This is a genomic window from Catenovulum sp. SX2 (assembly GCF_052056295.1).
Lineage (GTDB): Bacteria > Pseudomonadota > Gammaproteobacteria > Enterobacterales > Alteromonadaceae > Catenovulum.
Genome location: NZ_CP182493.1, coordinates 1,392,879 through 1,418,848 on the forward strand (window position 1 = coordinate 1,392,879; position 25,970 = coordinate 1,418,848).

28 protein-coding genes and 1 riboswitch are annotated in these 25,970 nt (G+C 39.9%); of the genes, 11 read left to right on the forward strand and 17 right to left on the reverse strand.

Going from position 1 to position 25,970, the window contains the following annotated elements:
* Positions 1-17: 17 nt before the first annotated feature.
* The gene (nfuA, locus tag ACMZOO_RS05865; RefSeq protein ID WP_440905791.1) at positions 18-614 is read right to left on the reverse strand and encodes a Fe-S biogenesis protein NfuA; all 597 of its coding nucleotides are present in this window, start codon (positions 612-614) and stop codon (positions 18-20) included.
* A 117-nt stretch (positions 615-731) separates the two neighbouring features.
* Between nfuA and ACMZOO_RS05870 the strand changes: the two genes are divergently transcribed.
* The gene (locus tag ACMZOO_RS05870; RefSeq protein ID WP_440905792.1) at positions 732-3,260 is read left to right on the forward strand and encodes a M14 family zinc carboxypeptidase; all 2,529 of its coding nucleotides are present in this window, start codon (positions 732-734) and stop codon (positions 3,258-3,260) included.
* 36 nt (positions 3,261-3,296) lie between these two features.
* Here ACMZOO_RS05870 and greB read toward each other — a convergent pair whose 3' ends face one another.
* From greB to ACMZOO_RS05890, 4 genes are all read right to left on the reverse strand, one after another.
* Positions 3,297-3,770 (reverse strand): transcription elongation factor GreB, encoded by a 474-nt coding sequence (greB, locus tag ACMZOO_RS05875; protein ID WP_440905793.1) that lies wholly within the window; start codon positions 3,768-3,770, stop codon positions 3,297-3,299.
* 54 nt (positions 3,771-3,824) lie between these two features.
* Complete coding sequence (locus ACMZOO_RS05880) at positions 3,825-4,427, reverse strand: response regulator transcription factor (RefSeq protein WP_440905794.1); 603 nt, start codon at positions 4,425-4,427, stop codon at positions 3,825-3,827.
* Positions 4,424-5,527: a sensor histidine kinase gene (locus tag ACMZOO_RS05885; protein ID WP_440905795.1), complete on the reverse strand. Its 1,104-nt coding sequence runs from the start codon at positions 5,525-5,527 to the stop codon at positions 4,424-4,426. Before ACMZOO_RS05885 ends, ACMZOO_RS05880 begins: the two co-directional genes overlap by 4 nt.
* Positions 5,528-5,611: 84 nt before the next feature.
* Positions 5,612-6,304, reverse strand: coding sequence for a tetratricopeptide repeat protein (locus ACMZOO_RS05890; RefSeq protein WP_440905796.1), 693 nt, complete (start codon positions 6,302-6,304; stop codon positions 5,612-5,614).
* Between the two features lie 744 nt (positions 6,305-7,048).
* On the opposite strand from ACMZOO_RS05890, the gene ACMZOO_RS05895 reads away from it, so the two are divergent.
* Complete coding sequence (locus ACMZOO_RS05895; RefSeq protein ID WP_016957474.1) at positions 7,049-7,249, forward strand: hypothetical protein; 201 nt, start codon at positions 7,049-7,051, stop codon at positions 7,247-7,249.
* A gap of 81 nt (positions 7,250-7,330) precedes the next feature.
* Here the strand turns inward: ACMZOO_RS05895 and epmB are convergent, their stop codons facing one another.
* Positions 7,331-8,320, reverse strand: coding sequence for an EF-P beta-lysylation protein EpmB (gene epmB / locus ACMZOO_RS05900; protein WP_440905797.1), 990 nt, complete (start codon positions 8,318-8,320; stop codon positions 7,331-7,333).
* Positions 8,321-8,547: 227 nt separating this feature from the next.
* Between epmB and ACMZOO_RS05905 the strand changes: the two genes are divergently transcribed.
* The 4 genes from ACMZOO_RS05905 (at position 8,548) to ACMZOO_RS05920 (ending at position 11,864) form a co-directional block, all read left to right on the forward strand.
* Positions 8,548-8,874: a hypothetical protein gene (locus ACMZOO_RS05905; protein WP_440905798.1), complete on the forward strand. Its 327-nt coding sequence runs from the start codon at positions 8,548-8,550 to the stop codon at positions 8,872-8,874.
* 119 nt (positions 8,875-8,993) lie between these two features.
* Positions 8,994-9,560 (forward strand): elongation factor P, encoded by a 567-nt coding sequence (efp, locus tag ACMZOO_RS05910; RefSeq protein WP_440905799.1) that lies wholly within the window; start codon positions 8,994-8,996, stop codon positions 9,558-9,560.
* Positions 9,561-9,635: 75 nt separating this feature from the next.
* The gene (epmA, locus tag ACMZOO_RS05915) at positions 9,636-10,625 is read left to right on the forward strand and encodes an elongation factor P--(R)-beta-lysine ligase (RefSeq protein WP_440905800.1); all 990 of its coding nucleotides are present in this window, start codon (positions 9,636-9,638) and stop codon (positions 10,623-10,625) included.
* A 681-nt stretch (positions 10,626-11,306) separates the two neighbouring features.
* Positions 11,307-11,864 carry a TlpA family protein disulfide reductase gene (locus ACMZOO_RS05920; RefSeq protein WP_440905801.1) on the forward strand — a complete coding sequence of 186 codons (558 nt, stop codon included), beginning with the start codon at positions 11,307-11,309 and terminating at the stop codon, positions 11,862-11,864.
* Between the two features lie 35 nt (positions 11,865-11,899).
* On the opposite strand, the gene erpA is transcribed toward ACMZOO_RS05920, so the two are convergent.
* On the reverse strand, positions 11,900-12,235 hold the full coding sequence (gene erpA, locus ACMZOO_RS05925; protein ID WP_016957481.1) for an iron-sulfur cluster insertion protein ErpA: 336 nt from the start codon (positions 12,233-12,235) through the stop codon (positions 11,900-11,902).
* 64 nt (positions 12,236-12,299) lie between these two features.
* The gene (locus tag ACMZOO_RS05930; RefSeq protein WP_440905802.1) at positions 12,300-13,028 is read right to left on the reverse strand and encodes a DUF6776 family protein; all 729 of its coding nucleotides are present in this window, start codon (positions 13,026-13,028) and stop codon (positions 12,300-12,302) included.
* A gap of 90 nt (positions 13,029-13,118) precedes the next feature.
* Between ACMZOO_RS05930 and ACMZOO_RS05935 the strand changes: the two genes are divergently transcribed.
* Positions 13,119-14,825, forward strand: a complete 1,707-nt coding sequence (locus tag ACMZOO_RS05935; protein WP_440905803.1) for a chloride channel protein — start codon at positions 13,119-13,121, stop codon at positions 14,823-14,825.
* Positions 14,822-15,250, forward strand: a complete 429-nt coding sequence (locus ACMZOO_RS05940) for a CopD family protein (RefSeq protein ID WP_440905804.1) — start codon at positions 14,822-14,824, stop codon at positions 15,248-15,250. The genes ACMZOO_RS05935 and ACMZOO_RS05940 overlap by 4 nt, the downstream gene beginning before the upstream one ends.
* Positions 15,251-15,337: 87 nt before the next feature.
* Here the strand turns inward: ACMZOO_RS05940 and ACMZOO_RS05945 are convergent, their stop codons facing one another.
* The 9 genes from ACMZOO_RS05945 to moaA all read right to left on the reverse strand — a co-directional run bounded on the left by ACMZOO_RS05945 (position 15,338) and on the right by moaA (position 21,846).
* Positions 15,338-16,219, reverse strand: a complete 882-nt coding sequence (locus ACMZOO_RS05945; protein WP_440905805.1) for a tetratricopeptide repeat protein — start codon at positions 16,217-16,219, stop codon at positions 15,338-15,340.
* 72 nt (positions 16,220-16,291) lie between these two features.
* A complete protein-coding gene (locus ACMZOO_RS05950; protein WP_440905806.1) occupies positions 16,292-17,362 on the reverse strand; it encodes a protein-glutamate methylesterase/protein-glutamine glutaminase in 1,071 nt (356 codons plus the stop codon).
* A 12-nt stretch (positions 17,363-17,374) separates the two neighbouring features.
* Positions 17,375-18,001, reverse strand: coding sequence for a chemoreceptor glutamine deamidase CheD (cheD, locus tag ACMZOO_RS05955; protein WP_440905807.1), 627 nt, complete (start codon positions 17,999-18,001; stop codon positions 17,375-17,377).
* Positions 18,002-18,003: 2 nt separating this feature from the next.
* Positions 18,004-18,831 carry a CheR family methyltransferase gene (locus tag ACMZOO_RS05960; protein ID WP_440905808.1) on the reverse strand — a complete coding sequence of 276 codons (828 nt, stop codon included), beginning with the start codon at positions 18,829-18,831 and terminating at the stop codon, positions 18,004-18,006.
* 93 nt (positions 18,832-18,924) lie between these two features.
* The gene (moaD, locus tag ACMZOO_RS05965; RefSeq protein WP_440905809.1) at positions 18,925-19,170 is read right to left on the reverse strand and encodes a molybdopterin synthase sulfur carrier subunit; all 246 of its coding nucleotides are present in this window, start codon (positions 19,168-19,170) and stop codon (positions 18,925-18,927) included.
* A 2-nt stretch (positions 19,171-19,172) separates the two neighbouring features.
* Positions 19,173-19,670, reverse strand: a complete 498-nt coding sequence (gene moaC, locus ACMZOO_RS05970) for a cyclic pyranopterin monophosphate synthase MoaC (RefSeq protein WP_440905810.1) — start codon at positions 19,668-19,670, stop codon at positions 19,173-19,175.
* 12 nt (positions 19,671-19,682) lie between these two features.
* A complete protein-coding gene (gene moaB / locus ACMZOO_RS05975; protein ID WP_440905811.1) occupies positions 19,683-20,225 on the reverse strand; it encodes a molybdenum cofactor biosynthesis protein B in 543 nt (180 codons plus the stop codon).
* A 2-nt stretch (positions 20,226-20,227) separates the two neighbouring features.
* Entirely contained in the window at positions 20,228-20,857 is a 630-nt protein-coding gene (mobA, locus tag ACMZOO_RS05980; RefSeq protein WP_440905812.1) for a molybdenum cofactor guanylyltransferase, read from the reverse strand.
* 14 nt (positions 20,858-20,871) lie between these two features.
* On the reverse strand, positions 20,872-21,846 hold the full coding sequence (gene moaA / locus ACMZOO_RS05985) for a GTP 3',8-cyclase MoaA (protein WP_440905813.1): 975 nt from the start codon (positions 21,844-21,846) through the stop codon (positions 20,872-20,874).
* A riboswitch (molybdenum cofactor riboswitch) is annotated at positions 21,834-21,989 on the reverse strand. It overlaps the preceding gene by 13 nt.
* Positions 21,990-22,365: 376 nt before the next feature.
* On the opposite strand from moaA, the gene ACMZOO_RS05990 reads away from it, so the two are divergent.
* From ACMZOO_RS05990 to ACMZOO_RS06000, 3 genes are all read left to right on the forward strand, one after another.
* A complete protein-coding gene (locus ACMZOO_RS05990; protein ID WP_440905814.1) occupies positions 22,366-22,827 on the forward strand; it encodes a pilin in 462 nt (153 codons plus the stop codon).
* A 120-nt stretch (positions 22,828-22,947) separates the two neighbouring features.
* The gene (gene pilB, locus ACMZOO_RS05995; RefSeq protein WP_440905815.1) at positions 22,948-24,639 is read left to right on the forward strand and encodes a type IV-A pilus assembly ATPase PilB; all 1,692 of its coding nucleotides are present in this window, start codon (positions 22,948-22,950) and stop codon (positions 24,637-24,639) included.
* A gap of 78 nt (positions 24,640-24,717) precedes the next feature.
* The gene (locus tag ACMZOO_RS06000) at positions 24,718-25,968 is read left to right on the forward strand and encodes a type II secretion system F family protein (protein WP_440905816.1); all 1,251 of its coding nucleotides are present in this window, start codon (positions 24,718-24,720) and stop codon (positions 25,966-25,968) included.
* The last annotated feature ends 2 nt before the right edge of the window (positions 25,969-25,970 follow it).

The window sequence follows — 25,970 nt, forward strand, 5'->3', positions numbered from 1 at the left end:
TTATCTTCTAAATGCGGTTAGTAATATGAGTGGTCGCCAGATTTGTGCTCTGTAACATCACGTACGCCGGTCAACTCACCTGCAAACTTTTCTAACAATTGTTTTTCGATACCTTCTTTCAAGGTAACATCAACCATAGAACAACCGTTACAACCGCCGCCGAATTGCAAGATTGCAACACCATCGTCTGTGATTTCCATAATATCAACTTTACCACCATGGTTGGCCAATTGTGGATTCACTTCACTAACTAATACATACTCGACACGTTCAATTAAGCTTGCGCCTTCACTGACTTTGCGCATTTTGGCATTTGGTGCTTTTAAGGTTAATTGTGAACCCATTTGATCCGCAACAAAGTCAATTTCAGCTTCTTCGAGATATGGCGCTGAATCAGGGTCAACTACAGCATCAAAACCTTGATAGCTGTATTTTAAGTCTTTGTCTTCAACCGCATCAGGTGGACAATACGAAACACCACATTCGGCATTTGGCGTACCAGGATTAACAACAAAAATACGAATTTGTGTGCCTTCAGCCTGATTTTCTAACAAGCGGGCGAAATGAGATTGGGCAGATTCAGAAATAGAAACTAATAGCGTTGAGTCGCTCATAAAGTACCTGACTATTTTACTCAAGAAATATTCATATCATACCGCAAAAATTGAATATTGGCTAAGAAACTGTATAGTTTGGCTAACTAAGTTGAATTGTTGCGCCGGAGCCCTACTTTGAGCCGCTTGAGCCGTTTTTTTGTCGTTTTTTTAGCCAGCTTTTTCAGCGTTACTATTTTGGCAAATGTAACCAGTCCTGAACAATATTTACCAAACTACAAAGCAGACAAACATTTACGTTTTAGCCAAATTGCTGATTACCTCAATCATATTGATAAAAATAGTGCGAACAGCAAGTTAATGCAGTTTGGCTGGAGTGAAGAAGGACGCCCACTTTATCTATTAGCCGTATCTTCCAAACAAAATATTCAGAATTTGGATGAAATTCGTATTCGCCACGAACAGTTGAGCAACCCATACGCAACTAGGCTCAATAGCAAAAATTTACCAGCAATTGTTTGGTTAAGTTTCGCAGCTCATGGTGACGAGCCTAGCGGCCCACATGCGGCCATTAAAATCATTCATTATTTAATTAGTAATCAACAACAAGAGGTGCAGTCTTGGTTAAATAACAGCGTATTGTTATTTGAAGTGATTGCAAACCCAGACGGTTTTGACCGCTACGCGACATGGGCAAATGCATTTTATAGCCAATACCCAAGCAGCCATGCGGAACATGCAAAAAATACTCAAGAATGGCCAAATGCACGCGGTAACCATTATTGGTTTGATTTAAACCGCGACTGGCTACCACAAACCCAAGTAGAAAGCCGTGCTCGCCTGATTGAATACCATAAATGGAAACCGAATGTATTGGCGGATTTTCACGAAATGCAGTCAAATCAAAGCTACTTCTTTCAACCTGGTGTGCAAGCGCGTATTAATCCATTAACACCCGATGAAAACATCAGCTTAACCAAAGCTTTATCTGACTACACTGCGCGAGCTTTTGACCAACAAAATAAGCTGTTTTATAGCGAAGAAAACTTTGATGATTTTTATATTGGCAAAGGCTCAACCTATCCAGACTTGCAAGGTGGCCTAGGCATATTACTCGAACAAGCACAAAGCCAAGGACAGCAAATTGATACCAATAATGGCCTATTAAGTTTTGAACAAACGGTCGAGAATCAAATGACTGGGATTATTTCCATGATCCGCGCGGCCAATGCTAAACGTCAGGCACTCATTGATTTTCAGCAAGACTTTTTCCGCGACAATATTAAACAAGCGCAAAAAGACAAAGTTTCAGGTTACTTAGTCCAAGCGCAATACGACCAACATAGTCTTGACGAATTTTTACGTTTAATGGCAGCTCATCAGATAAAAGTTTACCCACTAGCAGAAGACTACAAAGCTAACGAGCAAACTATTTTTTATCAAAAAACCAGCTTTTGGATCCCTGTACAACAAGCACAATATCGTTTAATAAAAAGTATTTTCAGCGAACAAACCGAATTTAATGATCATACTTTTTACGACGTGACTAACTGGAATATCGCATTAGCTTACGGTTTAGAGCACCACACAGTTGAAGGAAGATTTTTTGGTGTAAAAGCACACAAGCAGCCATGGGACATAAATCGCCAACAAAAACAGCTTAACCAAATACAAGACTTTAAAAACGATGCTATTGGATATCTGATAGATTGGCGCAACGGCAACAACCAAAATGTATTAGCTGAATTGCTCAGGCAGCAAGTGCAAATTCGAGTCGCCAAAGCGGCCTTTAAAGGCGTAACCCCAACTGGTAGCCAACATTTTCCTGCGGGTAGTTTATTAGTTTTACAAGCGGATAACACACAAGAATCGCTGCAAAATTTTAAACAGCTAATTAGCCAATACAATTTAACCGTCACTAATTTAACCACAGCTCACACACCTGAAGGCCCAGATTTAGGCAGTGACAAAATGCAGCTCATCAAACTACCTAAAGTGGCAACATTAGCTGCGCCTTGGTTACAACAAACCGAAGTAGGTGAATTTTGGTTTTGGTTAGATAAAAAACTTAAACTGCCACTTATGATGTTGAACGGGGCCGCGGATAAAAAGTGGCCACTAAATGACTTTAGCCATTTATATTTAGCCGATGGGCAATATCAAAACTTAACAACAAGCCAAAGCGAACAAATTAAACTATGGGTTGAACAAGGTGGCACTTTAATTACCACTAAACGCGCAACTGTGTGGGCCAGCCAAAATCAATTGATTAAAAATGAATATTTATCTGAGCGCGATTTAATCTCGCCCTTTAAACAAACTTATGACTATGTTGATAAAGAATCATTTTATAGCGAAATGCGCATTTCTGGCACTGTATTTAGTGGCAAGATAGATATCACACATCCACTTGGTTTTGGCCGCAACAATCGCGAATTAAGTTTATTCCGTAACGACAGAGTAGTTTTATTGGAGTCGAACTCAGCGTTTGCAGACGTTGCTCAATATACTGAAAGCCCGTTAATTGCAGGTTATGTCAGCCCAGAAAATATCAGCCACATTCGTAACAGTGTCGCTTTGACACATGCTAAATATGGCAAAGGCCGTGTGATTGCCTTTAGTGACAATCCAATCTTTCGCGGTTATTGGTTTGAAACAGCCAAAATGCTGACAAATAGTCTGTTTTTTGCTGAATTAATTGATTAACAAACCTGAACTCTGGATAAAAAATAAATGAGCGGGTTACTTAACGTATTCAATCGAATTGATATACCAAGTAACCACGCCTGCCTCAGTTTTTACCACAGCTTCGTCGTCTACTTGTTTTTTTAATAAAGCGCGTGCCATAGGTGCATCAATCGAAATGTAATCTTTACGGCCAAATATTTCATCATAACCTACGATGCGAAACTTAAGGGTTTGGCCGTCGTCGTTTTCCACTTCAACCCAAGCACCAAAAAATACTTTGCCTTCTTGCTGCGGACTATAATCGACTATTTTTAAGTTATCTAAACATTTGCGTAAATAGCGAACTCTGCGATCAATTTCGCGTAACTTCTTCTTATTGTATTGATAATCAGCGTTCTCGCTACGGTCTCCTAGGCTTGCTGCCCATGTTACTTTTTTAGTGGTTTCGGGACGTTCAACTCGCCAAAGATGGTCTAACTCAGCTTGTAACTTTTCATAACCTTGACGGGTAATCAGTTGAGTACGCAAATTGACCTCCAATAATAGCTAGCACTAGGGATAAATAACCAAACGCGCAGGGTACTATAACCAACCTTTTTGTCTAGCAATTCGTGCCGCATCTATTCGGTTTGTTGCGTTTAATTTAGCGATAGCTTCGGATAAATAATTGCGCACTGTACCTTCCGACAAAAATAAAGTTGCCGCTATTTCTGCGGTTTTTTTGCCTTCTCCAGCTAAACGTAAGGATTTTCGCTCTTTATCTGACAGTGGATCAACATCGTCTAAGGCTTGAATGGCCAGCTCTGGATCTATCACTTTTTTGCCTTGCATGATTTGCCTAAGTGCATCGGCCAGTTGCTCAGACGGACAGTCTTTTAACAAAAAACCGCGCACACCTGCAACTAATGCACGTTTGATATAACCCGCGCGGGCAAAGGTGGTGATCACTACAGTTTTGATATCAGGCTGAATTTTTTTAGCTTGTTCAATTAATTCCAACCCTGTCATATATGGCATTTCGATATCTGTTAGTAGCACATCCACTTGATGTTGCTGCAACAGCTCAACCGCTTCTTGACCATTTGCCGCTTGAGCAACCACTTCAATATCAAATTCTAAATTAAGCAGTGCAACTAATGCACCACGCACTAAAGCTTGGTCTTCCGCTAACAATACTCGGATCATGATTGAAATATTCCTTGGTTAAATTCTAACGAAATCGCAAAACCCTTATCTTGCTTAATATTAACTTGCCCACCCAATTCAGCCACCCGCTCTTGAATACCAGTTAAGCCATTGCCAAAACTTGTTGGGTTGGTTTGGCCGTCGTTCATAATTTCAATATTCAATTTATTGTCTTGCTGTATACAATCGAAATAGACGTTTTTGCCTTGGCTATGTTTGATAATATTTGTGGTGGCTTCTTTAATAATGAGTAGTAGCGCAGATTCGGCCTTGGCAGTTAAACCCGACAAACTTATGCTGCCATCAACGCTAAAACCTTTATCCGTTAATAAGCTTTTAATTTTGATTAGCTCAGCATTGATGTTTTTAGTTTTGTAACCAGAAACCGCCGCGCGCACTTCAGACAAGGTGGTACGGCTAATTTGCGCAACTTGTTCTATTTCATCTAAAGCTGAATCGACTTTACCAGCTTTGCCCAATTTACTCGCAAGCTCAGCTTTTAATACAATTGACGACAGGGTGTGGCCTAATAAATCGTGTAAATCACGCGCAATTCTTTCACGCTCTGCAATTGTCGCAAGCTGTTCATTGTGCAATTGGCTTTGCTCTTTCTCATGCTCTTGCTGCAATTTAGCGCGTGTCATCACCCCAAAAAAGTAATTAGGTATGGTTGCAATATAACTTGGCAATAAAAAATACAACTCAATTAAATTAAATGCCCAAGCACTAAAACCAATACCTACAAGTATTAATAGTAGCCATGGAAAGCCACGTTTATACGAATAATAATAACCAACCAAAAACGCCACATAAGGGAATAAGGCACAGGTTCCAGGATTAATTGCTGTGGCAGCCACGCTGATAGCAGTTAACCCTAGTATGTAATAGCGAATAGTCTGTTGGGTACATTTTTGCGCCCAAATATAACCAGCAATAAACGCAAAATAGGCGATAAAACTAACAATAATTTCTAACGAGGATAAATGTGGCCAGATCATACTGAGAGGAAAAAAATAGAAGCCAGTAAACAGCAGTGGTATCCATAAATAGAAGTTGTTATAACCAGTAAATAAAGGTGCAACTTGGTAGCTTTGATTCATAATATGCTCAATTAATTCTTGTTGTTTATCAATGAAAATGGCGCAACCAACACACCATTTTCACCCTAACTGCCATTTTGTTGTTTACAGCGATGTACTGTTTTGTGCGATTAATCCCTTCGCCCAATTGCTATTTGGGTTAATTTCAACGGCTCGATTAAAATCTGCCAAGGCTCCTTGGGTGTCACCCCGCTCTACTTTGGCTAAACCTCGCCAAATGTAGGCTTCGTCATAACCCCAGTGATAACCAGAGTTTACATCGTCCGGGTAGTTGTTTATCGCCTGATTAAACAAAGCCACTGCCACTTGTTTATTGCCACCATATACGACAGGCGTATGGTATTTAATTATGCCATGCACCAGTTGTAACCTTGGGTTGTTTGGTGCGAGTTGGTTAGCTTTAGTCAGCAACTCTTGCATTTTCGGCCCAAGTTCTTGAGCTTTGTCATGCGCAAATCCAATGTGCAAACTATATACCTGCACAAGTAAAACCATGCTTTCGGCATCATCTGAGTTAATGGTTAGTTGTTGCTCTAAAATAGCCGCAGATACAGTTAGATGCTCTTGCAGCTTGTCATAGTTCTGTTTAACCATGTAAGCAACAGCTAATTTATACTGAGCAAAAGCCTGATCATAACCACTGCTTTGCGCTGCCAAATTGGCTAGATTTTCCATCTGCATATTGTTGGCCGCTAGGGTAATGCTGTCTATGGTATTTTGCTCTGCAAAAACATTTAAGCTCATAGAAAGTGCTACTGCAAATATAACTTTTTTCATCTTCATATCCTTAACAAGTGTTTGGTTAAATTTGAGACTTGTTGTCTCGAGTTCATGTTAAGTATGCCAATGGACGATTTTTTTCTTAGAGATGTTTGTCACTAGTTAATATGACAAATGTCATCAGCTAAATTGTTATCTATTGAAAAAAACAGCGCTACCGACTAAGTACAAGGTCGCCCACTGAAAGCATAATTTTCCAAAAACGCTGTACACCTTCCTTGGTCGCTCCCAAATGTCATCCATGACATTTGAAGTTTTGCAAAATCAGCATTTCAGTCGGCTCTATCGGGCCAGTTTGTCGCTGAGAAAAAATCATGCAGCGACTAGCTTCAGGAAAGTGCTAGAGCGATAACTTAGAGCAAAATCTCTTTTTCAGGGATGAAAAGCGAAGCTTACAAGGACGTACTTGCAGCGTTTTTGTGAAAGTTATGGTCTAGTAATTTCCCTATGTTGCACATAACTCACAGCGCTGTTGAAAAATACATCCCAACCAGCTTGTTCTTCCATGCCGCCAAATTAGCAGCACATAACAGCAAACGTGAAATTTTCGGTTTTCAATTAGGGGAGTGCTGGTATCAGGGGGCAAGTTCGCTCACTGAAAGCATTTTTATTGTGTAGAAAATTAATGCCGAAAAAATATTCAATTTTTTGCTAAAGAAATTGAATTTGCTGCCGATAGCGATCGTGAGGGTAATACTGCTCTCAATTAAACCTTAACCAACGATGTTTTTGGAGGTACGTATGGACGTAAGTTCAACGGGCGTAAATCAATCTTCGGTTGCCCAACAGGCTGGTGACGCTGAATTGCGCGGCGCTAAATTAGCAAAGTCGCAGCAAGAAGCGGAAGGCAAAGCAGCAATGGATTTGCTTCAATCTGCAGAAGTTTCCCCTCCTCGCTCCGCAGATCCGGCGATTGGTCAAAACATCAACATCAAGGTTTAACTTGGTGCTGAGCCAGACCGGAGAAATAGAAATTCTATTTTGAAGGTTCTGGCAACCCCTCGTTTATCCCCTATTTTGGGGTTAAATAAGAACTACGGGGCTTTTACTCATAAGCCCCGCCTCTTCTCTCACCCATTTAGGCACCAAAAAGCCAGGCAATTCTGCCAATAAACCTTGTTGTAAAGGTTTGACTTGCTGGTCACTCAAATAAAAATGTGCAGCCCCTGCTACTTTATCAAATAAATGAATGTAGTAAGGCAATATCCCCACAGCAAACAAACGCTCACTGAGCTGCACCAAAGTATCAACAGTGTCGTTTATCCCTTTAAGTAACACAGCTTGATTCAACAAGGTAATATTGGGGTGTTTAAACTTAGCTAAGTGCTCAGTTAACAACGCATCAATTTCGTTGGCATGGTTGATATGCAAAACCATAATGACTTTTAAACTGCTATTTTTGAGTATGTTGGCTAACTCAGACGTCATCCTTTGCGGAATAACCACAGGCAAACGCGTATGAATACGCAGCCGAGTTAGATGCTCGATTGGTTCAAGTTGCGAGATTAATGAAGCAATATGATGATCTTGCGCCATTAAAGGATCGCCACCACTCAACACCACTTCATTGATTTCAGGATGGGATTGAATATAACTGACAATCTGTGCAATTTTATCTTGGTTCAACGCGTTGTCTTGATAGGGAAAATGACGGCGAAAACAATAACGACAGTTAATAGCACAACCACCACGCAATAAAATCAGTACTCGGCTTTTGTATTTGTGCAACAGTCCAGGTAGCGCAGCATCTTGCTCTTGTAGCGGATCTTGAGTAAAACCAGCTACTTGCTCAAACTCTTGTGGCTGAGTCATCACTTGTAAAAAAAGTGGGTCGTTGACGTCACCTTTTTTCATTTTGGCGACAAAAGGTCTAGGCGCGCGCAGCGGGAATAACTGTCGCGCGGCAAACCCTGCAACAAAGCTTTGTTGATCTATATCTAGTTCAGCTAGTAGCTGCTCCGGGTCGGTAATGGTTTGGGCTAATTCTTTTCGCCAACAAGATTCAAACTGCAATGAACACAACTCATTAAATTAAAGTAAGCGCCATTTTAACGGATTAGCGCTAAACGCCAAACAGATTCAACTCACTTTCTTTTACATTTGATTACAATCTGCTTGACTAATTTTCAACCAAGGACTAAGTTACTAAAAATGTGAACGAGCGCACATTATGTGTTCACTGCTGTTGTAGTAACAAGATTAATAATAACTACCCTGATTATACGGAGATAAGTGCAAAGATGGACAATCAAGATTTTTTGAACTGGCTGGTATATCGTTACCCGCACCTTTCTGAATACACTGACAATTTTTGCATCAGCTTAATCCGTCAAGCTAAAAACAATACCAGATTGTTACGTGCATTAATTGGCGTAATGTTCGTTTTAACCTCTACACTATTTTTATTCCTGTCTGCTAGTCAATGCGAAATGCAAATTCTAACCGGTTATCAAGGTTTAACTTTGGCTCTAATTGTCTGCAGTATAATTCAACAAGTTACTAAACCTTTAAGTAGCTATGTAATTAAAAATGAATTGTCTGCGATGATAGTGCGACAAAAAGTATAATGCGCCCTGCTAAAAAATCGGGTAAAATTCGGCGGTTTTTTATCGAATAGACTATATATGCCCCCGATATTCGGAGTAAGCTCCATTTGTGACGGGGATATAAATTAATAGGGGTTATCATGGCAACTGTCAGCACCAATGAATTTCGCGGTGGCTTAAAAATCATGTTAGATGGCGAACCATGCGCTATCATCGAAAACGAATTTGTTAAACCAGGTAAAGGCCAAGCTTTTAACCGAGTAAAAATCCGTAAATTGATCTCTGGTAAAGTTTTAGAAAAAACTTTTAAATCAGGTGAATCTGTTGAAAAAGCAGAAATTATGGATTCAGAATTAGCTTATTTATACAACGATGGCGAATTCTGGCACTTTATGAACAACGAAACCTTCGAGCAAATTGCTGCAGACGCAAAAGCAATTGGCGACAATCAAAAATGGTTAGTTGAACAAGACACTTGTATAATCACTTTATGGGATGGCAATCCAATTGCAGTTACGCCACCTAACTTTGTTGAGTTAGAAGTAACTGAAACAGATCCTGGCCTTAAGGGTGATACAGCAGGTACTGGCGGCAAACCAGCTACGTTAAGCACTGGTGCTGTGGTACGTGTACCTCTATTCATTCAAATTGGTGAAATTATTAAAGTAGATACTCGCTCTGGCGAATATGTATCTCGCGTAAAATAATTGACCATTTACTTGGCTCTAATTTTCTTTTGAGCCAAGTTATTTATCTCTGTTCCCTTCCAAACTCAACAACAAATGACAACTCAATCGCATTCAGCAAACGCTTGGCAACCAACTGCAAACATTGAAACTCTCAAGCAACGCGCTCAAATCATTCAGCAAATTCGGCAATTTTTCTTCAGTCGCAAAGTACTTGAAGTTGAAACCCCCAGTTTATCGCAACATGGTGTGACGGATTTGCACTTAGAAAATTTGACCGCACATTATCGTGGCCCTGGCTTTGCGTCTGGTGTTGATTTGTATTTGCAAACCTCACCTGAATTTGCAATGAAGCGTTTATTAGCCGCAGGGGCTGGCTGTATATTCCAATTAGCCAAAGCGTTTAGAGATGATGAGTTTGGTAGGCAGCATAACCCTGAGTTCACTATGCTTGAGTGGTATAGAGTCGGTTTTGATCGCGCCCAGTTAATGGATGAAGTTGCTGACTTGGTCAAAGCTGTATTAAATGTACCACGTTGCGACGCTTATACATACCAACAATTGTTTTTGAAGCACCTACAACTTGATGTCTTGACTTGTAGTTTTGCAGATTTAACTAACAAACTGCAACAAATTGAACGTGCTGATATTATTGGTTTAGCCGATGACAAAACCGGCTTGTTGCAAATGATGTTCGCAGAGTTAATTGAACCCAATATTGCTAAAGATGTGCCTTGTTTTGTTTATCATTTTCCGGCAGAGCAAGCGAGCTTAGCAAGATTAAACAAAGAAGACCCTAGAGTAGCCGAGCGTTTTGAGCTGTACTTTAAAGGCATAGAGTTAGCCAATGGTTTTGATGAGCTGACTAATGCTGATGAGCAACTTAAACGTTTTGAACACGATAATGTTTTGCGGATGAATAATGGCAAAGCCGCAAAATCGATTGATATGCGTTTAATTGCTGCATTAAATGCGGGGTTGCCCCAATGTTCCGGTGTTGCTTTGGGAATGGATAGGTTAATAATGTTAGCGTTAGGGGCTTCAAGCATAGAGGAAGTAATTGCCTTTCCATTGACTAGGTGTTAAACAATTTAAACACCTCACAGCGCGAAATACACAGTGCAAGTTAGCCCACTGAAAGCATAATTTTGCAAAAGCGCTGCTTACCTTACATGGTCACTCCCAAATGTCATCCATGACATTTGAAGTTTTGCAAAATCAGCATTTCAGTCGGCTCTATCCAGCTAATTGATTGCGGCGAAACATCCATGCAGCACCGAAGATGTCAAAAGATGGTTGGGAGTGTGTTTTTCAAAACTTCACAAGATAGGGATATCTTGTGCGAGCGAGCTATGGACAGCCTTGAAGCGTTTTTGAAAAATACATTCCAACCAGCTTGAACTTCTCTGCCACAAACTCACGGCGCGAAATAAACTGCGCAAGTTCGCCCACTGCAAGCATAATTTTGCAAAAACGCGGTTCTGAATCTAAGCCAATCTTGAGTCGACTATTCATCCATGAAGGGCAGGCCCTGTCGCCTTCCTTGGCTCCACCTCATCAGACTGCGAAGCGGTGCTTCGGTTCTGATTCGCCCATGAAAAAGAGATTTTGCTCTAAGTTATTGCCCTAGCACTTTCCAACGAAAGGCATGGCTTCAACTTGGTGTATGTGACTTCAACTACAGTCTCCCAATATAACCTCAGGAACACTTGGCACGTCCATCATATACAACTAACATAAAAGCATACTCATAAAAACAAGCTGTCTATGCGCATTCTAAAAAGTAAAATATTCTCAATCGGCATACTTATGGTAGCACTAGCCACAGGTGTGACTTCAGCTTGGTTGTTATTTAATAAAATAAATCAAAGCCAGACGTCAATTACCACTCAAGCCATCTATCAACAAAAATTTACCAGTAATACGGGGCATAATAGTTTGGCTGGGATCACGCAAGATTATTTAGTGCTAGATTTTTGGGCGAGTTGGTGTGGCCCTTGTATTGAGTCTTTACCTTATTACCAAAAGCTATTTAACACCTTTGAGCAACAGCAGTTTACTTGGGTTGCAGTTAATCAAGATGCCAGCAAAACAAATGCAGATAATTTCTTAACCGAGCACAATTTACAACAATTACCTGTGTGGTTTGATCAACAAGCAGCGCTGTCACGCCATTATGGTGTGAGTGGATTGCCAACTTTGTTACTGCTGAACAAACACAGACAAGTTATTTATCGGATTGTCGGTTTTAAACAATCAGAAAAACAAAATATCAAACAAAAATTGCTTCAAGCGATGGAATTGGACAAGAGTGAACAAAGTTAGGTTAGTGTTTAATCACCAACCTAACTGAAAAGATTTTATACTGAGAAGCTAGCACCACAACCACAAGTGGTGGTTGCATTTGGGTTTTTAACAAAAAAGCGTGAGCCTTCTAAACCAGAGGTATAGTCTACTTCGCCACCCATTAAATACTGCAAGCTCATAGGATCAACCACTAAGTTAACCCCTTCTTTTTCAATTAACATGTCACCTTCATTAACGTTTTCGTCGAAAGTGAAACCATATTGAAAACCAGAACAGCCGCCACCAGTAATATAAACCCTAAACTTTAAGTTTGGATTTTCTTCTTCTTCAATCAACAGCTTTACTTGTTTCGCAGCTGTTTCTGTGAAATTAAGTGGAATCTGATCCATTTAATACAACCTCATAATATAGCAATGTGGCTATTATCTAATACCTGACTAAACCATTCAACTATTATTCTCGATGAACCACCTGAGGTGACCAATCATAATCTAAGTCGGTGCGGCTGTAGCTTTGACCACTTCGCCTTGGTAATACCACAGCTAAATTCACTCGCTCTGGAGTAAAGCGTTCAGGCAGTACAAAATTGCCTTCTAAAATTTGAAAGTAGCGAAAGCTAAATGATGTATCATTGTCATCGACAGCTAATTGCTTAAAGTCGATAGATAAATTTTTGTCATTTTGAATGCCATGCAAACTCAAACTAATATAGCCTTTGGCGAAACGCTTTTGTTTGCTGGTTTGCACTAATATCACTTTATATCTAAATTGATTTTCAATCAGCGTCGGCTCAATTAATAATTCATCAACCATAACACCATCAGCGGTTAATTCAGGCGCCATAACACTCTGATAGAAAGTCAGCTTTTCTTTTAATAGCGTGTTATCTTGCTGAACGCGTTTCAGTTCAGCTTGCAACTTTTGCAAACTCATATTGTTCACTTCAAGCTCCACGCGAATAAAATTAAGCTTTTGCTCTAACTGAAATAAAGTTTGGTTTTTATCGTCAATCGTCTGATTAAGCGCCTCAACCTCTTTAATGTCTGACTGCAAAATTTTGTACGCAATTGCAACACCAATAGTCGCAGCAGTTATCAATAACAACATGCCAAACAATGTGGCAAAAAACTTTTTGTTTATTGCCCAAATAATCTCGAAATTTTTTACAACTTGTTTTTTCAAAAGGTTAAACTCGTCTACATATTATGAAGTCTGTGTTACACTCAAAACACGGCACGGAAACGCAATAATTAGCGCACTTTTCTAACACAAATGGCGTTCGAAAAACACTTAAAACATCTTAGAGAACAATTAGCATACCCTAAAATTTCAATACAGTTGAGTGTGTTGGGTTTATTAGCGGGTTTAAGTGCATCTATTTGTATCGTTGCTTTTCAATGGTGCTTAGAAACTATTCAACTTATTTACCTAGATGAACCAGATAACTTTCAGTCACTCAATGGTGCAGAACGTTTTTTATTACCTTTAGTAGGTGCGGGCTTAATTGCACTAGTTGGGGTTTTCACCCAATTTAAACACTTTAGGTTAGGTATTCCATTTGTTATTTATCGCCTAAAAGCTTTTTACGGCATGATGCCTATTCGAAATACCATCAATCAGTTTTTTGGCGGTATTATCGCTATGTCGAGTGGATTTTCGGTTGGGCGAGAAGGCCCAGCTGTACATCTCGGTGCTGGTGCCTCAAGTTATTTAGGCTCTTGGCTCAAACTGCCATATAACTCAGTGAGAACTTTATCAGCATGCGGTATGGCCGCGGCTATTGCTGCATCATTTAACACGCCACTTGCAGCTGTTATCTTTGTAATGGAAGTGGTGCTGCGCGAATACAAAACACATATCTTCGTACCTGTTATGCTGGCTTCTATGGTTGGTGCAACCGCGAATAGATTTGTATTTGGCCATGAACATGATTTAAGTGGTTTAAATATCGAGCTACTGGATATTAATCACTATCCCTATTTAGTGTTTATGGGCATTTTGGTTGGATGTTTCGCTTTTGCCTTTAATCGCCAACTTATCGAAATAATCCGTTCATTTAAATCAGTAAACATGTTGCCACGTTTGTTGCTAGCGGGTTTTATCACAGCAATTATTGGGTATTTAGTGCCGCAAGCACTTGGCACTGGCTTAGGTGCAATTACCATAGCACAGGAGCAAACAGGCAATGCTCAGTTGTTAATGACTGTATTTATCAGTAAGTCATTACTTACTTTATTCGCTATTGGTTTAGGTATACCTGGTGGTGTTATCGGCCCAATTTTAGGTTTAGGCATGATGTTAGGTACTTTGCTGGCGTTAATGGCGTCAATTTTCATCGGCAATATCAGTGGCTATTCAGATATCTATGGTGTGTTAGGCCTAGCTGCACTTATGGCCGCCTGTTTAAACGCGCCACTTGCAGCCTTAGTAACTGCACTGGAACTCACCTACAACCCAGATATTGTTGTACCTGCGATGCTGGTAATTGTATCTGCACACGTAATATCTAGCCAAATATTCAAAAACCGTTCTTTGTTTATCTTGCAGTTAGAGATGCAAAAGCTCGACTATCAAACCCCACCTACCTACGACATATTACAAAAAACCGGTGTACTCGCGGCTATGGAACGCAGCTTTATTTTAGTTAAACGCAAAGACGATATGGTGTTGCGCCGTGCACTCGATCGCGCGGGGAAACGACCAGTTATTTTACGTGAAGAAGTAGACGGTGGTTTTGTTTTCAAGCAAGTCAGTTATAACGTGTCACTTGATCATCAACCTGCTTCACCATTTAATTTTGACGAGTTACAAGGTGTTGAATCACGCTATACCCTAGCTGAGCCTTACGAAATTTTGCAACACAAGCGCAGCGGCTCAGTGTATATTTTTGAAGAAGAATTTGAAAATATAGTAGGTGTAGTGACTTGGGAGCAGCTGAGATTAAGGTTAACTAAAGGTTCGTTTCAGGTAGCAGAATGATGATTTTATGGATTAAAGCTTTCCACATTATATTTATGGTCGCTTGGTTTGCTGGTATTTTTTATTTTCCGCGGTTGTTAGTTTACCATGCAGAATCAACTGAATTAGCCGTCCAGCAACAATTAAAAATAATGGAAAGACGCCTGCTATTTTTTGTTACCCCCTTTGCGATTTTGACTGGAGTATTCGGCGTATGGCTTATTTATCTGTACGGTTTAGACTGGTTTAAAGTAAGCGGCTGGTTACATACCAAGTTATTACTAATTACGCTGTTGTACGGTTACCACATTTATTGTTTTAAATTACTAAAAACCTTCCAACAAGATTTGAATCGCCGCAGTGGCCGTTTTTATCGTTTTATCAACGAAATGCCAGTGTTAATTTTATTTGCCGCGGTTATTTTAGCTGTAGTCAAACCTTATTGACCTCAACTCTGAATAACAAGCTATAGTGATTCTTTAAGCTACCAAATGGCTAATTTGGTAGCTTGATAGTGCAGATCAAACGATAAGTTAATACAACAAGCTATAGAGTTTGCGTCTAACTTTAGTTGCAGCAACATCACCTTTAGGCATGGTTGCCAAAATATCCATCAAGGTTTTTTTCATTTCGCCATCTTGTGCATTTAGATCTTTGACTAAGACAACCATTAACAAATCAAGTGCTTCTTCATTTTGCTGCGCTTGATGTAATTGCACAGCCAAACTAATACGTACAGCATGATCTTCTTGATTATTTTCAAGTTGAGCACGTAACCCCTGTATTTCAGGCGTTTCTGCAGCTTGTTTATTTAATTCTAGCTGTGATAACAACGACTGGTAATAGTCGTCTTGATCAACCATTGTAATACTAGCAAGTAAAGCTTCTGCTTCTTGATTCTGTCCAGTCCCAAGCAACACATGAATTAACGCTTTTTTAATGTCAGCTCTGCTCTCATCAAGCGCTACAGCTTGTTTTGCTAACGGCAAAGCATCGTTAAAATTCTGCGCGTTAATCAATTCATTCACTTGGTTGAGTAAATCATCTTCTGGTTTAGGTAAATGCTCAGCAAAAAGTTGCTCTAATTCAGCTACCTCTTTGTCTCCGGCAAAACCGCTGATACCTTGGCCATCTTTAAATAAAATAACAGTGGGTATTGCCTGTACACCAAATTGCATGGCCAAAGCTTGCATTTGCTGATCTTCACAATTAACTCTAGCTAAAGTAATAGCATCAGGATACGCCGACAACAGCTTAGTTAATTTTTCAGATAACGAGATACTCTCAGGGCTTTGCTGGGCATAAAAATCAATGACCACTAACTTTTGTTGCGAGCCCTGCAATATTACTTGCTGAAAATTTTCTGCGTTAATTTCTACAATATTGTCAGCCGTTACTTGACCAAATGGATCCACTTTTTCTACTCACTCAATATATTTCTAAATTATAAAAGCTAACATGGGTGCAACTTTGCCATTTATCAATGGTTATTTGATAGCACCAGGGCGTGATAATAATTTCACGAGTGCCGGGCCTATATGTTGCAGTGGCAACAAATCATCAGTCGCGCCAACTTTAAATGCTGCGCCCGGCATGCCCCACACCACACTGGTTTTTTCATCTTGAGCTAAGGTTATTTGCCCTGCTAAACGCATGTTTAATAACGCTTGTGCGCCATCTGCGCCCATGCCAGTTAACATCACACCTATTGCTTTGTTTGTACCTAGCTGCGCAATTGAGTTAAATAACACTTCAACCGAAGGTTTATGCCGATTAACCGGCTCTGTATTATGCAAACGACAAAAATACTCACCTGCTTTGCTTTCAACCGACATATGCAAATCACCTGGTGCAAGATAAATACAGCCGTTTTCGATTTTTTGCCTATCGTGTGCTTCATACACTGTCATGGCACATATCGAATCTAAACGCTTAGCAAAAGAGGTAGCAAACATTGCCGGAATATGCTGGGTTATCACAATAGGTGGCATATTGGCTGGTAAATCACAAACTACTCGTTTAATTGCTTCTGTCCCACCTGTTGATGCACCAATTGCGATGATATGACCGGCTTTAAACAGATGATTAGTCTGAGGCTTTTGTTTAATCGGCGTTGCTTGCTGCTTATCATTGGCAATTAACCTCAACATTGCCTCTTTACTTTTGGCTGCATTTAATACTTTTTGGCAAACTTCGTTTGCATAGTGAGTTAATTGCGACATGTCTGTTGTTGCTGGTTTAGCAATATAATCCAGCGCCCCCAGTTCAAGTGCAGTTAAAGTGGCCGGTGCACCTTTTTCGGTTAGGGTGGAAATCATCACCACTGGCATAGGGCGTAAACGCATCAAGTTGCGCAAAAAAGCAATGCCATTCATTTTTGGCATTTCAATATCTAGAGTCAGAACATCTGGGTTAAGCTGTTTTACTTTTTCTCGTGCTTGATACGGGTCTTCTGCACACCCAACCACCTCTAGCTCTTCATGCAACGCTAAAACTTGTTGTAAAAAATGTCGCATCAATTCTGAGTCATCTACTATCAATACTCGGTATTTTCGCACTTTTGCCACCCTTTAGAACAATTCTATATCCGAACTATCATCTTGCTCGGCAATATCATTAAAGTAAGCTGTTTCACGTTGCTCAATTGTATCATTATGCAGTGCTTTTAACCTTTTAACTTTAGCCACACCACTATTCGGGTGAAAAAGCACTTTTCTTGGCCATGGCCCACCCACATCATGTGATACCACGGGAATTTCTTCGTTACGCAAATAATGACGAATAAAATCTATATTGCCTAATCCAACGTCCGACATTCGCGCAACAATTTTTCCACCACCAAATACTTTAGCGAGCAGATTACTTCGTATACCACCATTTTTTATAATTTCATTGATTAAAAATTCCATTGCCCAATGGCCATAACGACATGAATAACTCATTTCATTGCTCCAGTCGTCTGGCATATGGTGCAACCCTTTTACTGGCAACATAAAGTGGTTCATACCACCAATTCCTAATTTTTCATCCCATATGCAAGCGGAAATACACGAACCTAATACAGTTGACACCAGCTCATTCTCGCGCGTCACATACAATTCACCGGGTAAAATTTTAGCAACAACAATATGACGACTTTTATCAACATAACGTTTGATTGAATCGAACCCTTTAATAGCGGGTCTAACTTCTAACATAACTATCCTTGCTTCTGATATATAGTTTGACCCAAAGGTTTAAACTCAGTGACATCGCGGCTCATAGTTTCTGAGTGCCCCATAAATAAATAACCATTCGGTTTTAAGTATTGTGCATAACGGCGAATTAATTGATTTTTGGTTGCAAGATCAAAATAAATCACTACGTTGCGGCAAAAAATAACATCAAACAATCCTTTCATCGGCCAGGATGGTTGTAATAAATTTAAGCGCTTAATATGGACTAACTGGCGTACTGAATTATTCACCGACAGTAATGAGCCTTCATCGTTTTTTTCAAAATATTTTAACCCAAGTGGTATTTGGCTAGTTTCTAACTTTCGTCGATCGTATTGGGCATTTTTTGCGGTATTTAATACGTTTGAATCTAAGTCGGTTGCAAGAATTTTGCAGTCCCACTGTTTTAGATTAATGCTGTCAGTTAGTGTCATCGCAATTGAATAGGGTTCTTCACCCGTTGAACAGCCTGCCGACCAAATACGAATTTTTCGGTTCATATTTTTGTCATGTTGCCACTGTGTTTGCGCTAGTTTTTTTAAAAACTCAAAATGGTGATTTTCTCGAAAAAACGAAGTTAAATTGGTAGTTAGCGCGTTGACAAAGCTTGAGAGTTCTTGCTCTGAGTGGTTTTCAAGATAGTCGCAATACTGTTTAAAGTTAACTAGTTTTAATTGGCGAATACGCCGCGATAGTCGCGAGTAGACCATTTCTTTTTTGTGTTCACCTAGCACTATGCCCGCATGGGTATAAAGCTGCTTTTTTATATAATCAAAATCAGCAGCTGTCATATCAAATTCATGTTGATGCAAGGGCTTCTTTCCTTTGAATTTTAGATAGTTGTTTACCTTAAACTAAGCATAGAAGCCTTTTGCTAATGCGACAAACTGCTGAGCTAAATTATTTTAGCCGCCGGTCACAGGTGGAAAGAATGCGACTTCATCTCCCGATTGAATTTGTGTTTTATCCTGCGCCATATTTTGGTTAACCGCCACTAACAAGCGCTTTTGCTGCAAAGCAGTTTTCCACTCAGGATTATGTGAAATCAATAAATCTTTCAATTGTTCAACAGTGCTTGATTGCAGCTCAACTTCAACACTTTCTCGACCTAAATTTTCACGTAACTGAGCAAAAAATAGAACTTTTATCATAATTAACTCTCTTGCTCATTGTCTGTCTGCGCTAGTTGCCAACCACCAGACTTACCACCAGATTTGGCTAGAACTTTGGTGTCAACTATCTGCATATGCTTATCTACCGCTTTGCACATATCATATATGGTTAATGCAGCAACCGATGCCGCAGTTAACGCTTCCATTTCCACACCCGTTTGCCCTGTTAATTTACACATGGTCAGTACTTTAATACTGCAGTTGCTTTGCTCGATTTCAAAATCAACTTGTACTTTAGACAACATTAGCGGATGGCACAAAGGGATTAAATCTGCGCATTTTTTTGCAGCCTGAATACCAGCGATTCGTGCAATAGCAAATACGTCGCCTTTTTTATGTTTACCTTGTGTCAGCAAATCGAAAGCTTCAGCTGACATTTTAATCACAGCTTGAGCATGGGCTTGACGTACACTAGGTATTTTTTCACTAACATCAACCATGTTAGCTTCACCACGTTCATTTAAATGGGTTAACGCCATTTTATACCTCTATTATTGTCGAGATGGGCAAGGGCCAATATTGACTGCTTTTAGTTGGCCTACAAAGTTGCAAGGTTTGTGTGAAGCATCTAGTTGGCTGCGAATAATGCCATCCCAACCAGTCCGGCACGCGCCTGTAGAGCCAGGCAAACAAAATATCGCCACTCCATTGGCTAATCCAGCGACTGCGCGTGATTGAATGGTAGAAGTGCCAATGTCTTGATAAGAAATTTGTCTGAATAACTCACCAAAACCTTCAACTTCTTTGTCAAATAATGGTTTAACCGCCTCAGGTGTAGAGTCGCGCCCAGTAAAACCTGTGCCTCCAGTACAAATAACAGCTTGTACGTCGCTTGATGCAATCCATTCAGATAATACAGCGCGGATTTGGTAAATATCATCTTTAACAATTTTGCGACCGACCACTTTATGGCCAGTTTCTTCAGCAGCCTGCTGCAAGTATTCTCCAGACGTATCAGTGGTAAAATCTCGTGTATCAGAAATCGTTAATACTGCAATATTTAAAGGTTCAAAAGGACGTGATACTTTTGCCATGATTAATTCCTATTCGCTAAATAAGTTTGCCATTGTTCTGGGGTATTAAGATTAATCAGACGGCTTAATTGTCCGCCCTTTATTTCAACACTCGCCGCTGACATTTGATTTAATAAGTTTCGAAACGATCTTTCTTTTGCAGGCCTTAGCATAAGCTGATTTAGCAATGCCTGTAATTGCGCTAGATCATAAAAAACCACAGGTAAAAAGTGTTGTGCGAAGTAACATGCACTACTTTGCTGGTTAGAATATTTTATTAGCTGCTGCAAGTCGGTTACCTCTAACGCTGGCATATCTATAGGTAACACTAATAATTGGGTATTTGGCTTGTTATCAAAGTGCGAAACTTGCGGTAAACAGGCCTGTATACCTGCAAGCGGCCCTTGGTATTCCATTGGATCGTAGATGACTTTTGCTTGAGCTCTATTAGATACAAGCATCTCAGCTAAGGTTAAATCGTTTGTTTGCTGCTGATAAGGCCGCGAGATATACACCTGCTCAGCGGCTAATTCAGCCACTAGCGCCAGCATATGTTTCAGTAGGGTTTGATGTTTATCTATGCTTAACTGTGCCTTGTCTTGACCCATGCGGCTAGAACGGCCACCAGCCAAAATTAATACATGCAGCGACATTTATTCCAATTCCTTTAGCCACCTAACATAGCTAGATGCTGAGTTCCGCCGGTTATGCCTTGCTGTAAATAATGACTCGGCGCTTTATCGCCCAAGTAGCTTTGCAATAACTGCATTAATTCCGGCTGTTGCTGTTCGTCCTGCAGATACTGTCGAATATCTATACCTGCTTCGGAAAACAAACATAAATGGAGTTTGCCCAAAGCACTAATACGCAGCCTATTGCAAGTTGCACAAAAGTCTTTGCTATAGGGCATAATTAAACCAACACGCCCTTGATAGTCTGGGTGGTAGAATTCCTCGGCGGGGCCAGCTGATTTATCACGAATAACCGGAGACCAAGCTTGCTGTAACAAACTTTGTTTAATGTCAGTGCCACTGATGTGATTCTGTTTAAAAAATTGCAGATTATCGCCAGTTTGCATTAACTCGATAAATCTTAAGGTGTAAGGCTTATCTTTTAACCAATCAATGTAAGTTTGCACGTCATTGCCGTTATATTGGCGCATCAGTACAGCGTTAATCTTGATTTTTTTCAGCCCAAGTTGTTGTGCTTTGTCTAAGCCGGCCAAAATACTTTTTAACTTATCGTGGCCAGTGATCGCGTTAAACATATTAGGGTCTAAACTATCAATAGATACATTAAGCGAAGTTAAACCCGCCTTAACCCATTTAGCAATATTGCGTTCTAAGTTGAATCCATTTGTGGTTAAAGCAACATCTGTGATACCAGCTTGTTCTCGGCACAGCTTAATGATTTGCGGTAAATCTTTGCGCAGAGCGGGTTCTCCACCTGTAATGCGGATTTTGCTGGTGCCGAGTTTGGCAAAAGTACTGACTAAATTGCCAATTTCTGCTGTGGACAGAAAGTCACGAGGTGTATCGCACTGATAACCATCAGGCAAACAATAGGTGCACTTGAAGTTGCACACATCTGTGATCGACAGGCGAAGGTAATGAAATTTTCGCCCCATTTTATCTTGTAACATAAACACCTTTCCAAATGCGGGAGGCTAGAATATTTCTACGCTAACCCTGGCAAAATTTTGAGTTTGATTAACAAACCCTCATTTGCGGCCTAATTTGCATATCTGCGGACTTAGCTTATTAGGCTTCGGAGTTTTAAAATTAATTTGTACCAACCAAGTTGGATAAAAGCATTATGCCACTTTGTTGCCAACAAAGCAGCAAACAAACTCAACACAAGTTTGCGCTAAAACAAATTTTGTTCATTTATGTTGGCAGAACAGCGCCACTGCAGTAATCATAAACATACAAATTGCAAGACGAAACAGCGTTTAGCCTAAAAAACGTCCAAATAAATAGGCAAATTAGCGAATGAGTTCACAAAGTCTTGGTTAAGTAAAAATTTAGTTATGAATTTTTCAAGTCGGACTTGTGTAATTGGAATTTGTATTCTAATGTAAAGTTAATGCCAGACCGGGGTCAATTAGGTGGCCAAATGGACTCGGCAGTAAACCAGGACTTTATATATCGGAGATTTAAAAATGAAACGAAGCAGTAATAAAGGTTTCACCCTAATAGAATTAATGATCGTTGTAGCGATTATCGGTATTTTGGCTGCAGTAGCTGTACCAGCTTATAATGATTATTTTGAATCGGCTAAAAAAGGCGAAGGTGATAAGGCAGCAGAAGCTCTAGTTCCTTTCGTAGCAGCATGTTTGACCACTCAAATAGCATCAGGCCAAACTGAAGCTAATGCTCTAGGTGCTTGCGATGCCGGTGGCAACAACATTCCTGATGCAGTGTCGGCAGTTACTACAACAGGTAACACCCGAGTAAAATGTTCTACTGTAGTAGATGGTGTGATCCGCATAAAAATGGATCTTGACCAAAATGATACAGCTGATCTTTTAATCACGAACACTCCTGATTATACAGCTAATAACAATATTACTTGGACTCGAGCAGAAGCTAGTACAACTGACAACGATTGTACCGCAGCTTAAATAATCAAGTAAGAATACTGACAAATAAAGCGAGCCTTGCTCGCTTTATTTTTATCCTACCACTTCTCCACGCACAAATTGCTATGTTAGTATTTAAGCTATAGATATTTGAGGTTTAGCATGGCAGCACTAGATTTTCGACTTTTCGCAACTGGAATTTTAGACCTTCACCAACAAGAAGAACTAAAACAAAAAAACGTAAAAACTTATATAGAAGCAGCACAGTTTATTCGCGAACAAGGCTGGTACACAGAAAATGAATTAGCCAGTGAAGTTTCCCAGCGCTACCACACACCTTATTTCGATTTAAGTTACTTTGATGTTGCATCAATTAAAGAAGACCTGCTGAAAGAAAAACTTTCGGAAAAACACCAAGTATTACCTATTTTTTTACGTGGCCGCACGTTATTTTTAGCGACAGTTAACCCGTCAAATGTTAGTGCACAAGAAGATTTTCAATTTAGTACAGGCTACAACGTTGAATATTTATGTGTTGAAGCGTCAAAATTACACAAAGCGCTCGAAACAGCTTATGCTTCAGAAGAGGGTCAACTTAATCTAGATGATTTTGACGAACAAGAATTATCCGGCATAGAAGTAGGCGAAGATAAAACTGAAGATACAGCAGAAACAGCCAGTAATGATGATGCGCCTATCATTGTTTACATTAATAAGATATTACTCGATGCTATCCGCCGCGGTGCCTCTGATTTGCATTTTGAGCCATACGAAAAAAGTTACCGTATTCGCTTTCGTATCGATGGTATCTTGCATGAAGTGGCCGCACCGCCCGTCAATTTGTCTACCCGTTTAGCAGCCCGTCTAAAAGTAATGTCACGGTTAGATATTGCAGAAAAACGTAAACCGCAAGATGGGCGGATAAAATTAAAAATATCAGCAAATAAATCAATTGATTTTCGTGTATCTACCCTGCCAACTCTGTGGGGTGAAAAAATCGTAATGCGTATTCTAGACTCAAGCAGTGCTATGCTTGGGATAGATGTATTGGGTTACGAAAAAGCACAAAAACAGCTGTATTTGGATGCCCTAAACAAACCACAAGGTATGATTCTAGTGACAGGCCCAACAGGTAGTGGTAAAACTGTTTCTCTGTATACTGGTTTGAATATTCTGAATACACCTGAACGTAATATTTCTACTGCCGAAGACCCAGTTGAAATAAATTTAGAGGGCATCAATCAAGTACAAATGAACCCCAGAGCAGGTTTAACTTTCTCTGAAGCCTTACGTTCGTTTTTACGTCAAGATCCAGATATTGTAATGGTTGGTGAAATTCGTGATTTAGAAACTGCTGAAATCGCGATAAAAGCGGCGCAAACAGGTCACTTGGTATTGTCAACTTTACATACTAACTCAGCAGCTGAAACTTTAACACGTCTGCTCAATATGGGTGTACCTAGCTTTAATATTGCCAGCTCTGTCAGTTTAATTATCGCGCAGCGCTTAGCACGGCGTTTATGCAAACACTGTAAATCGCCGTTGGAAACATTACCAACGGATAAAGAACTTATTGATTTTGGTTTTACCCAAGAACAACTAACTGACTTAACCTTGTATGAACCAGTAGGTTGTGAATTGTGTTCGGCTGGTTTTAAGGGGCGTGTAGGTATATATGAAGTTATGCCAATAAGCCAAGATATGGCATCGATTATTATGCGTGAAGGTAACTCGCTTGAAATTGCCGCCCAAGCGCAAAAAGAACGAGTACCTAATTTACGTCAATCAGGTATTCAAAAAGCGGTCGCAGGATTAACCAGTTTAGGTGAAGTTAGTCGAGTAACCAGTTATTAATTGTTATATTGATATGCTCCAAAGCCGTTAGATACCTACGAGCTTTGGCTGCCAATAGGGAAGCAGTAGGAATTATTTATGGCTGTCACAAAAAAGAAGTCAACTAAAAAACCTAAGGTTGTTGAACAAGATATCTTTATTTGGCAAGGGGTCAATCGCCGCGGTTTAAAAGTAAATGGTGAATTACCCGCGGAAAATATCAAAGCAGCCAAAGAAACACTAAAACAGCAAGGGGTTAATCCAACTAAGTTAAAAAAGAAACCCAAACCTTTATTTGGTGGCGGTGCAAAAAAAATCACTTCCAAAGATATCGCCGTAGTCACCCGCCAACTCGCGACTATGTTGAGTGCTGGTGTTCCGCTTGTTCAATCAGTTGACTTAATTTCCAAAGGCAATGAAAACGCCAATATGCGCCAATTATTATCTGAGGTTGGTTTAGGTATACAGTCGGGTACACCATTAAATGAAGTATTGCGTGAACACCCTAAATACTTTGACGATTTGTATTGTGATCTTGTGATGGCAGGCGAACAATCAGGTGCGCTTGAAGGTATTTATGACAGAATCGCTACCTATAAAGAAAAATCAGAAGCGCTTAAATCTAAAATCAAAAAAGCTATGACTTACCCTGCAGCTGTTTTAATTATCGCTTCAATTGTTACGATTATTCTATTAGTTTTTGTTGTACCACAATTTGAACAAATATTTTCAAGCTTTGGTGCGGAATTGCCTGCTTTTACCTTAATGGTCATTGGCATGTCTAACACTCTGCAACTGCATGGCCCCAAATTGGCGATCGCTTTAGCCATAGGAGCATTTTTATTTGCACGTAGTTACAAAAACAGTCGAAAGCTGCGCGATAAAGTTGATGCATACCTACTCAAGATGCCTGTATTTGGCATGATTTTAAATAAAGCATCATTAGCCCGTTTTTCAAGAACACTCGCCACAACCTTTGCTGCAGGCGTGCCTTTAATTGAAGCGCTAGATTCAGCTGCTGGTGCATCTGGTAACGCTGTGTATAGAAATGCCATAATGAATATAAAAGGAGAAGTGTCTGCGGGTATGCAAATGAATATTGCTATGCGTAATACTAAGTTATTCCCCGACATGGTTATTCAAATGGTTCAAATAGGTGAAGAATCTGGCGCAATAGACGATATGCTTAACAAGGTTGCGTCTGTCTATGAACAAGAAGTAGATGACGCAGTAGATGGGTTATCTGCATTAATCGAGCCTATGATAATGGCATTTTTAGGGGTAGTTATTGGTGGCTTAATTGTCGCTATGTATTTACCAATCTTCCAAATGGGTAAAATTGTTGGATAATG

What these genes read in the sequence shown, in the direction of transcription:
- cheD (WP_440905807.1), bottom strand. Translation starts at nt 18,001, where the DNA reads ATGTTAGAAGTTAGACCCGCTATTAAAGGGTTCGATTCAATCAAACGT.
- ACMZOO_RS06000 (WP_440905816.1), top strand. Translation starts at nt 24,718, where the DNA reads ATGGCTGTCACAAAAAAGAAGTCAACTAAAAAACCTAAGGTTGTTGAA.
- ACMZOO_RS05940 (WP_440905804.1), top strand. Translation starts at nt 14,822, where the DNA reads ATGATGATTTTATGGATTAAAGCTTTCCACATTATATTTATGGTCGCT.
- erpA (WP_016957481.1), bottom strand. Translation starts at nt 12,235, where the DNA reads ATGGATCAGATTCCACTTAATTTCACAGAAACAGCTGCGAAACAAGTA.
- ACMZOO_RS05895 (WP_016957474.1), top strand. Translation starts at nt 7,049, where the DNA reads ATGGACGTAAGTTCAACGGGCGTAAATCAATCTTCGGTTGCCCAACAG.
- ACMZOO_RS05890 (WP_440905796.1), bottom strand. Translation starts at nt 6,304, where the DNA reads ATGAAAAAAGTTATATTTGCAGTAGCACTTTCTATGAGCTTAAATGTT.
- ACMZOO_RS05880 (WP_440905794.1), bottom strand. Translation starts at nt 4,427, where the DNA reads ATGATCCGAGTATTGTTAGCGGAAGACCAAGCTTTAGTGCGTGGTGCA.
- epmA (WP_440905800.1), top strand. Translation starts at nt 9,636, where the DNA reads ATGACAACTCAATCGCATTCAGCAAACGCTTGGCAACCAACTGCAAAC.
- ACMZOO_RS05920 (WP_440905801.1), top strand. Translation starts at nt 11,307, where the DNA reads ATGCGCATTCTAAAAAGTAAAATATTCTCAATCGGCATACTTATGGTA.
- nfuA (WP_440905791.1), bottom strand. Translation starts at nt 614, where the DNA reads ATGAGCGACTCAACGCTATTAGTTTCTATTTCTGAATCTGCCCAATCT.
- ACMZOO_RS05885 (WP_440905795.1), bottom strand. Translation starts at nt 5,527, where the DNA reads ATGAATCAAAGCTACCAAGTTGCACCTTTATTTACTGGTTATAACAAC.
- efp (WP_440905799.1), top strand. Translation starts at nt 8,994, where the DNA reads ATGGCAACTGTCAGCACCAATGAATTTCGCGGTGGCTTAAAAATCATG.
- moaC (WP_440905810.1), bottom strand. Translation starts at nt 19,670, where the DNA reads ATGGCGTTAACCCATTTAAATGAACGTGGTGAAGCTAACATGGTTGAT.
- moaB (WP_440905811.1), bottom strand. Translation starts at nt 20,225, where the DNA reads ATGGCAAAAGTATCACGTCCTTTTGAACCTTTAAATATTGCAGTATTA.
- mobA (WP_440905812.1), bottom strand. Translation starts at nt 20,857, where the DNA reads ATGTCGCTGCATGTATTAATTTTGGCTGGTGGCCGTTCTAGCCGCATG.
- ACMZOO_RS05935 (WP_440905803.1), top strand. Translation starts at nt 13,119, where the DNA reads ATGGCGTTCGAAAAACACTTAAAACATCTTAGAGAACAATTAGCATAC.
- ACMZOO_RS05905 (WP_440905798.1), top strand. Translation starts at nt 8,548, where the DNA reads ATGGACAATCAAGATTTTTTGAACTGGCTGGTATATCGTTACCCGCAC.
- moaA (WP_440905813.1), bottom strand. Translation starts at nt 21,846, where the DNA reads ATGTTACAAGATAAAATGGGGCGAAAATTTCATTACCTTCGCCTGTCG.
- moaD (WP_440905809.1), bottom strand. Translation starts at nt 19,170, where the DNA reads ATGATAAAAGTTCTATTTTTTGCTCAGTTACGTGAAAATTTAGGTCGA.
- pilB (WP_440905815.1), top strand. Translation starts at nt 22,948, where the DNA reads ATGGCAGCACTAGATTTTCGACTTTTCGCAACTGGAATTTTAGACCTT.
- ACMZOO_RS05990 (WP_440905814.1), top strand. Translation starts at nt 22,366, where the DNA reads ATGAAACGAAGCAGTAATAAAGGTTTCACCCTAATAGAATTAATGATC.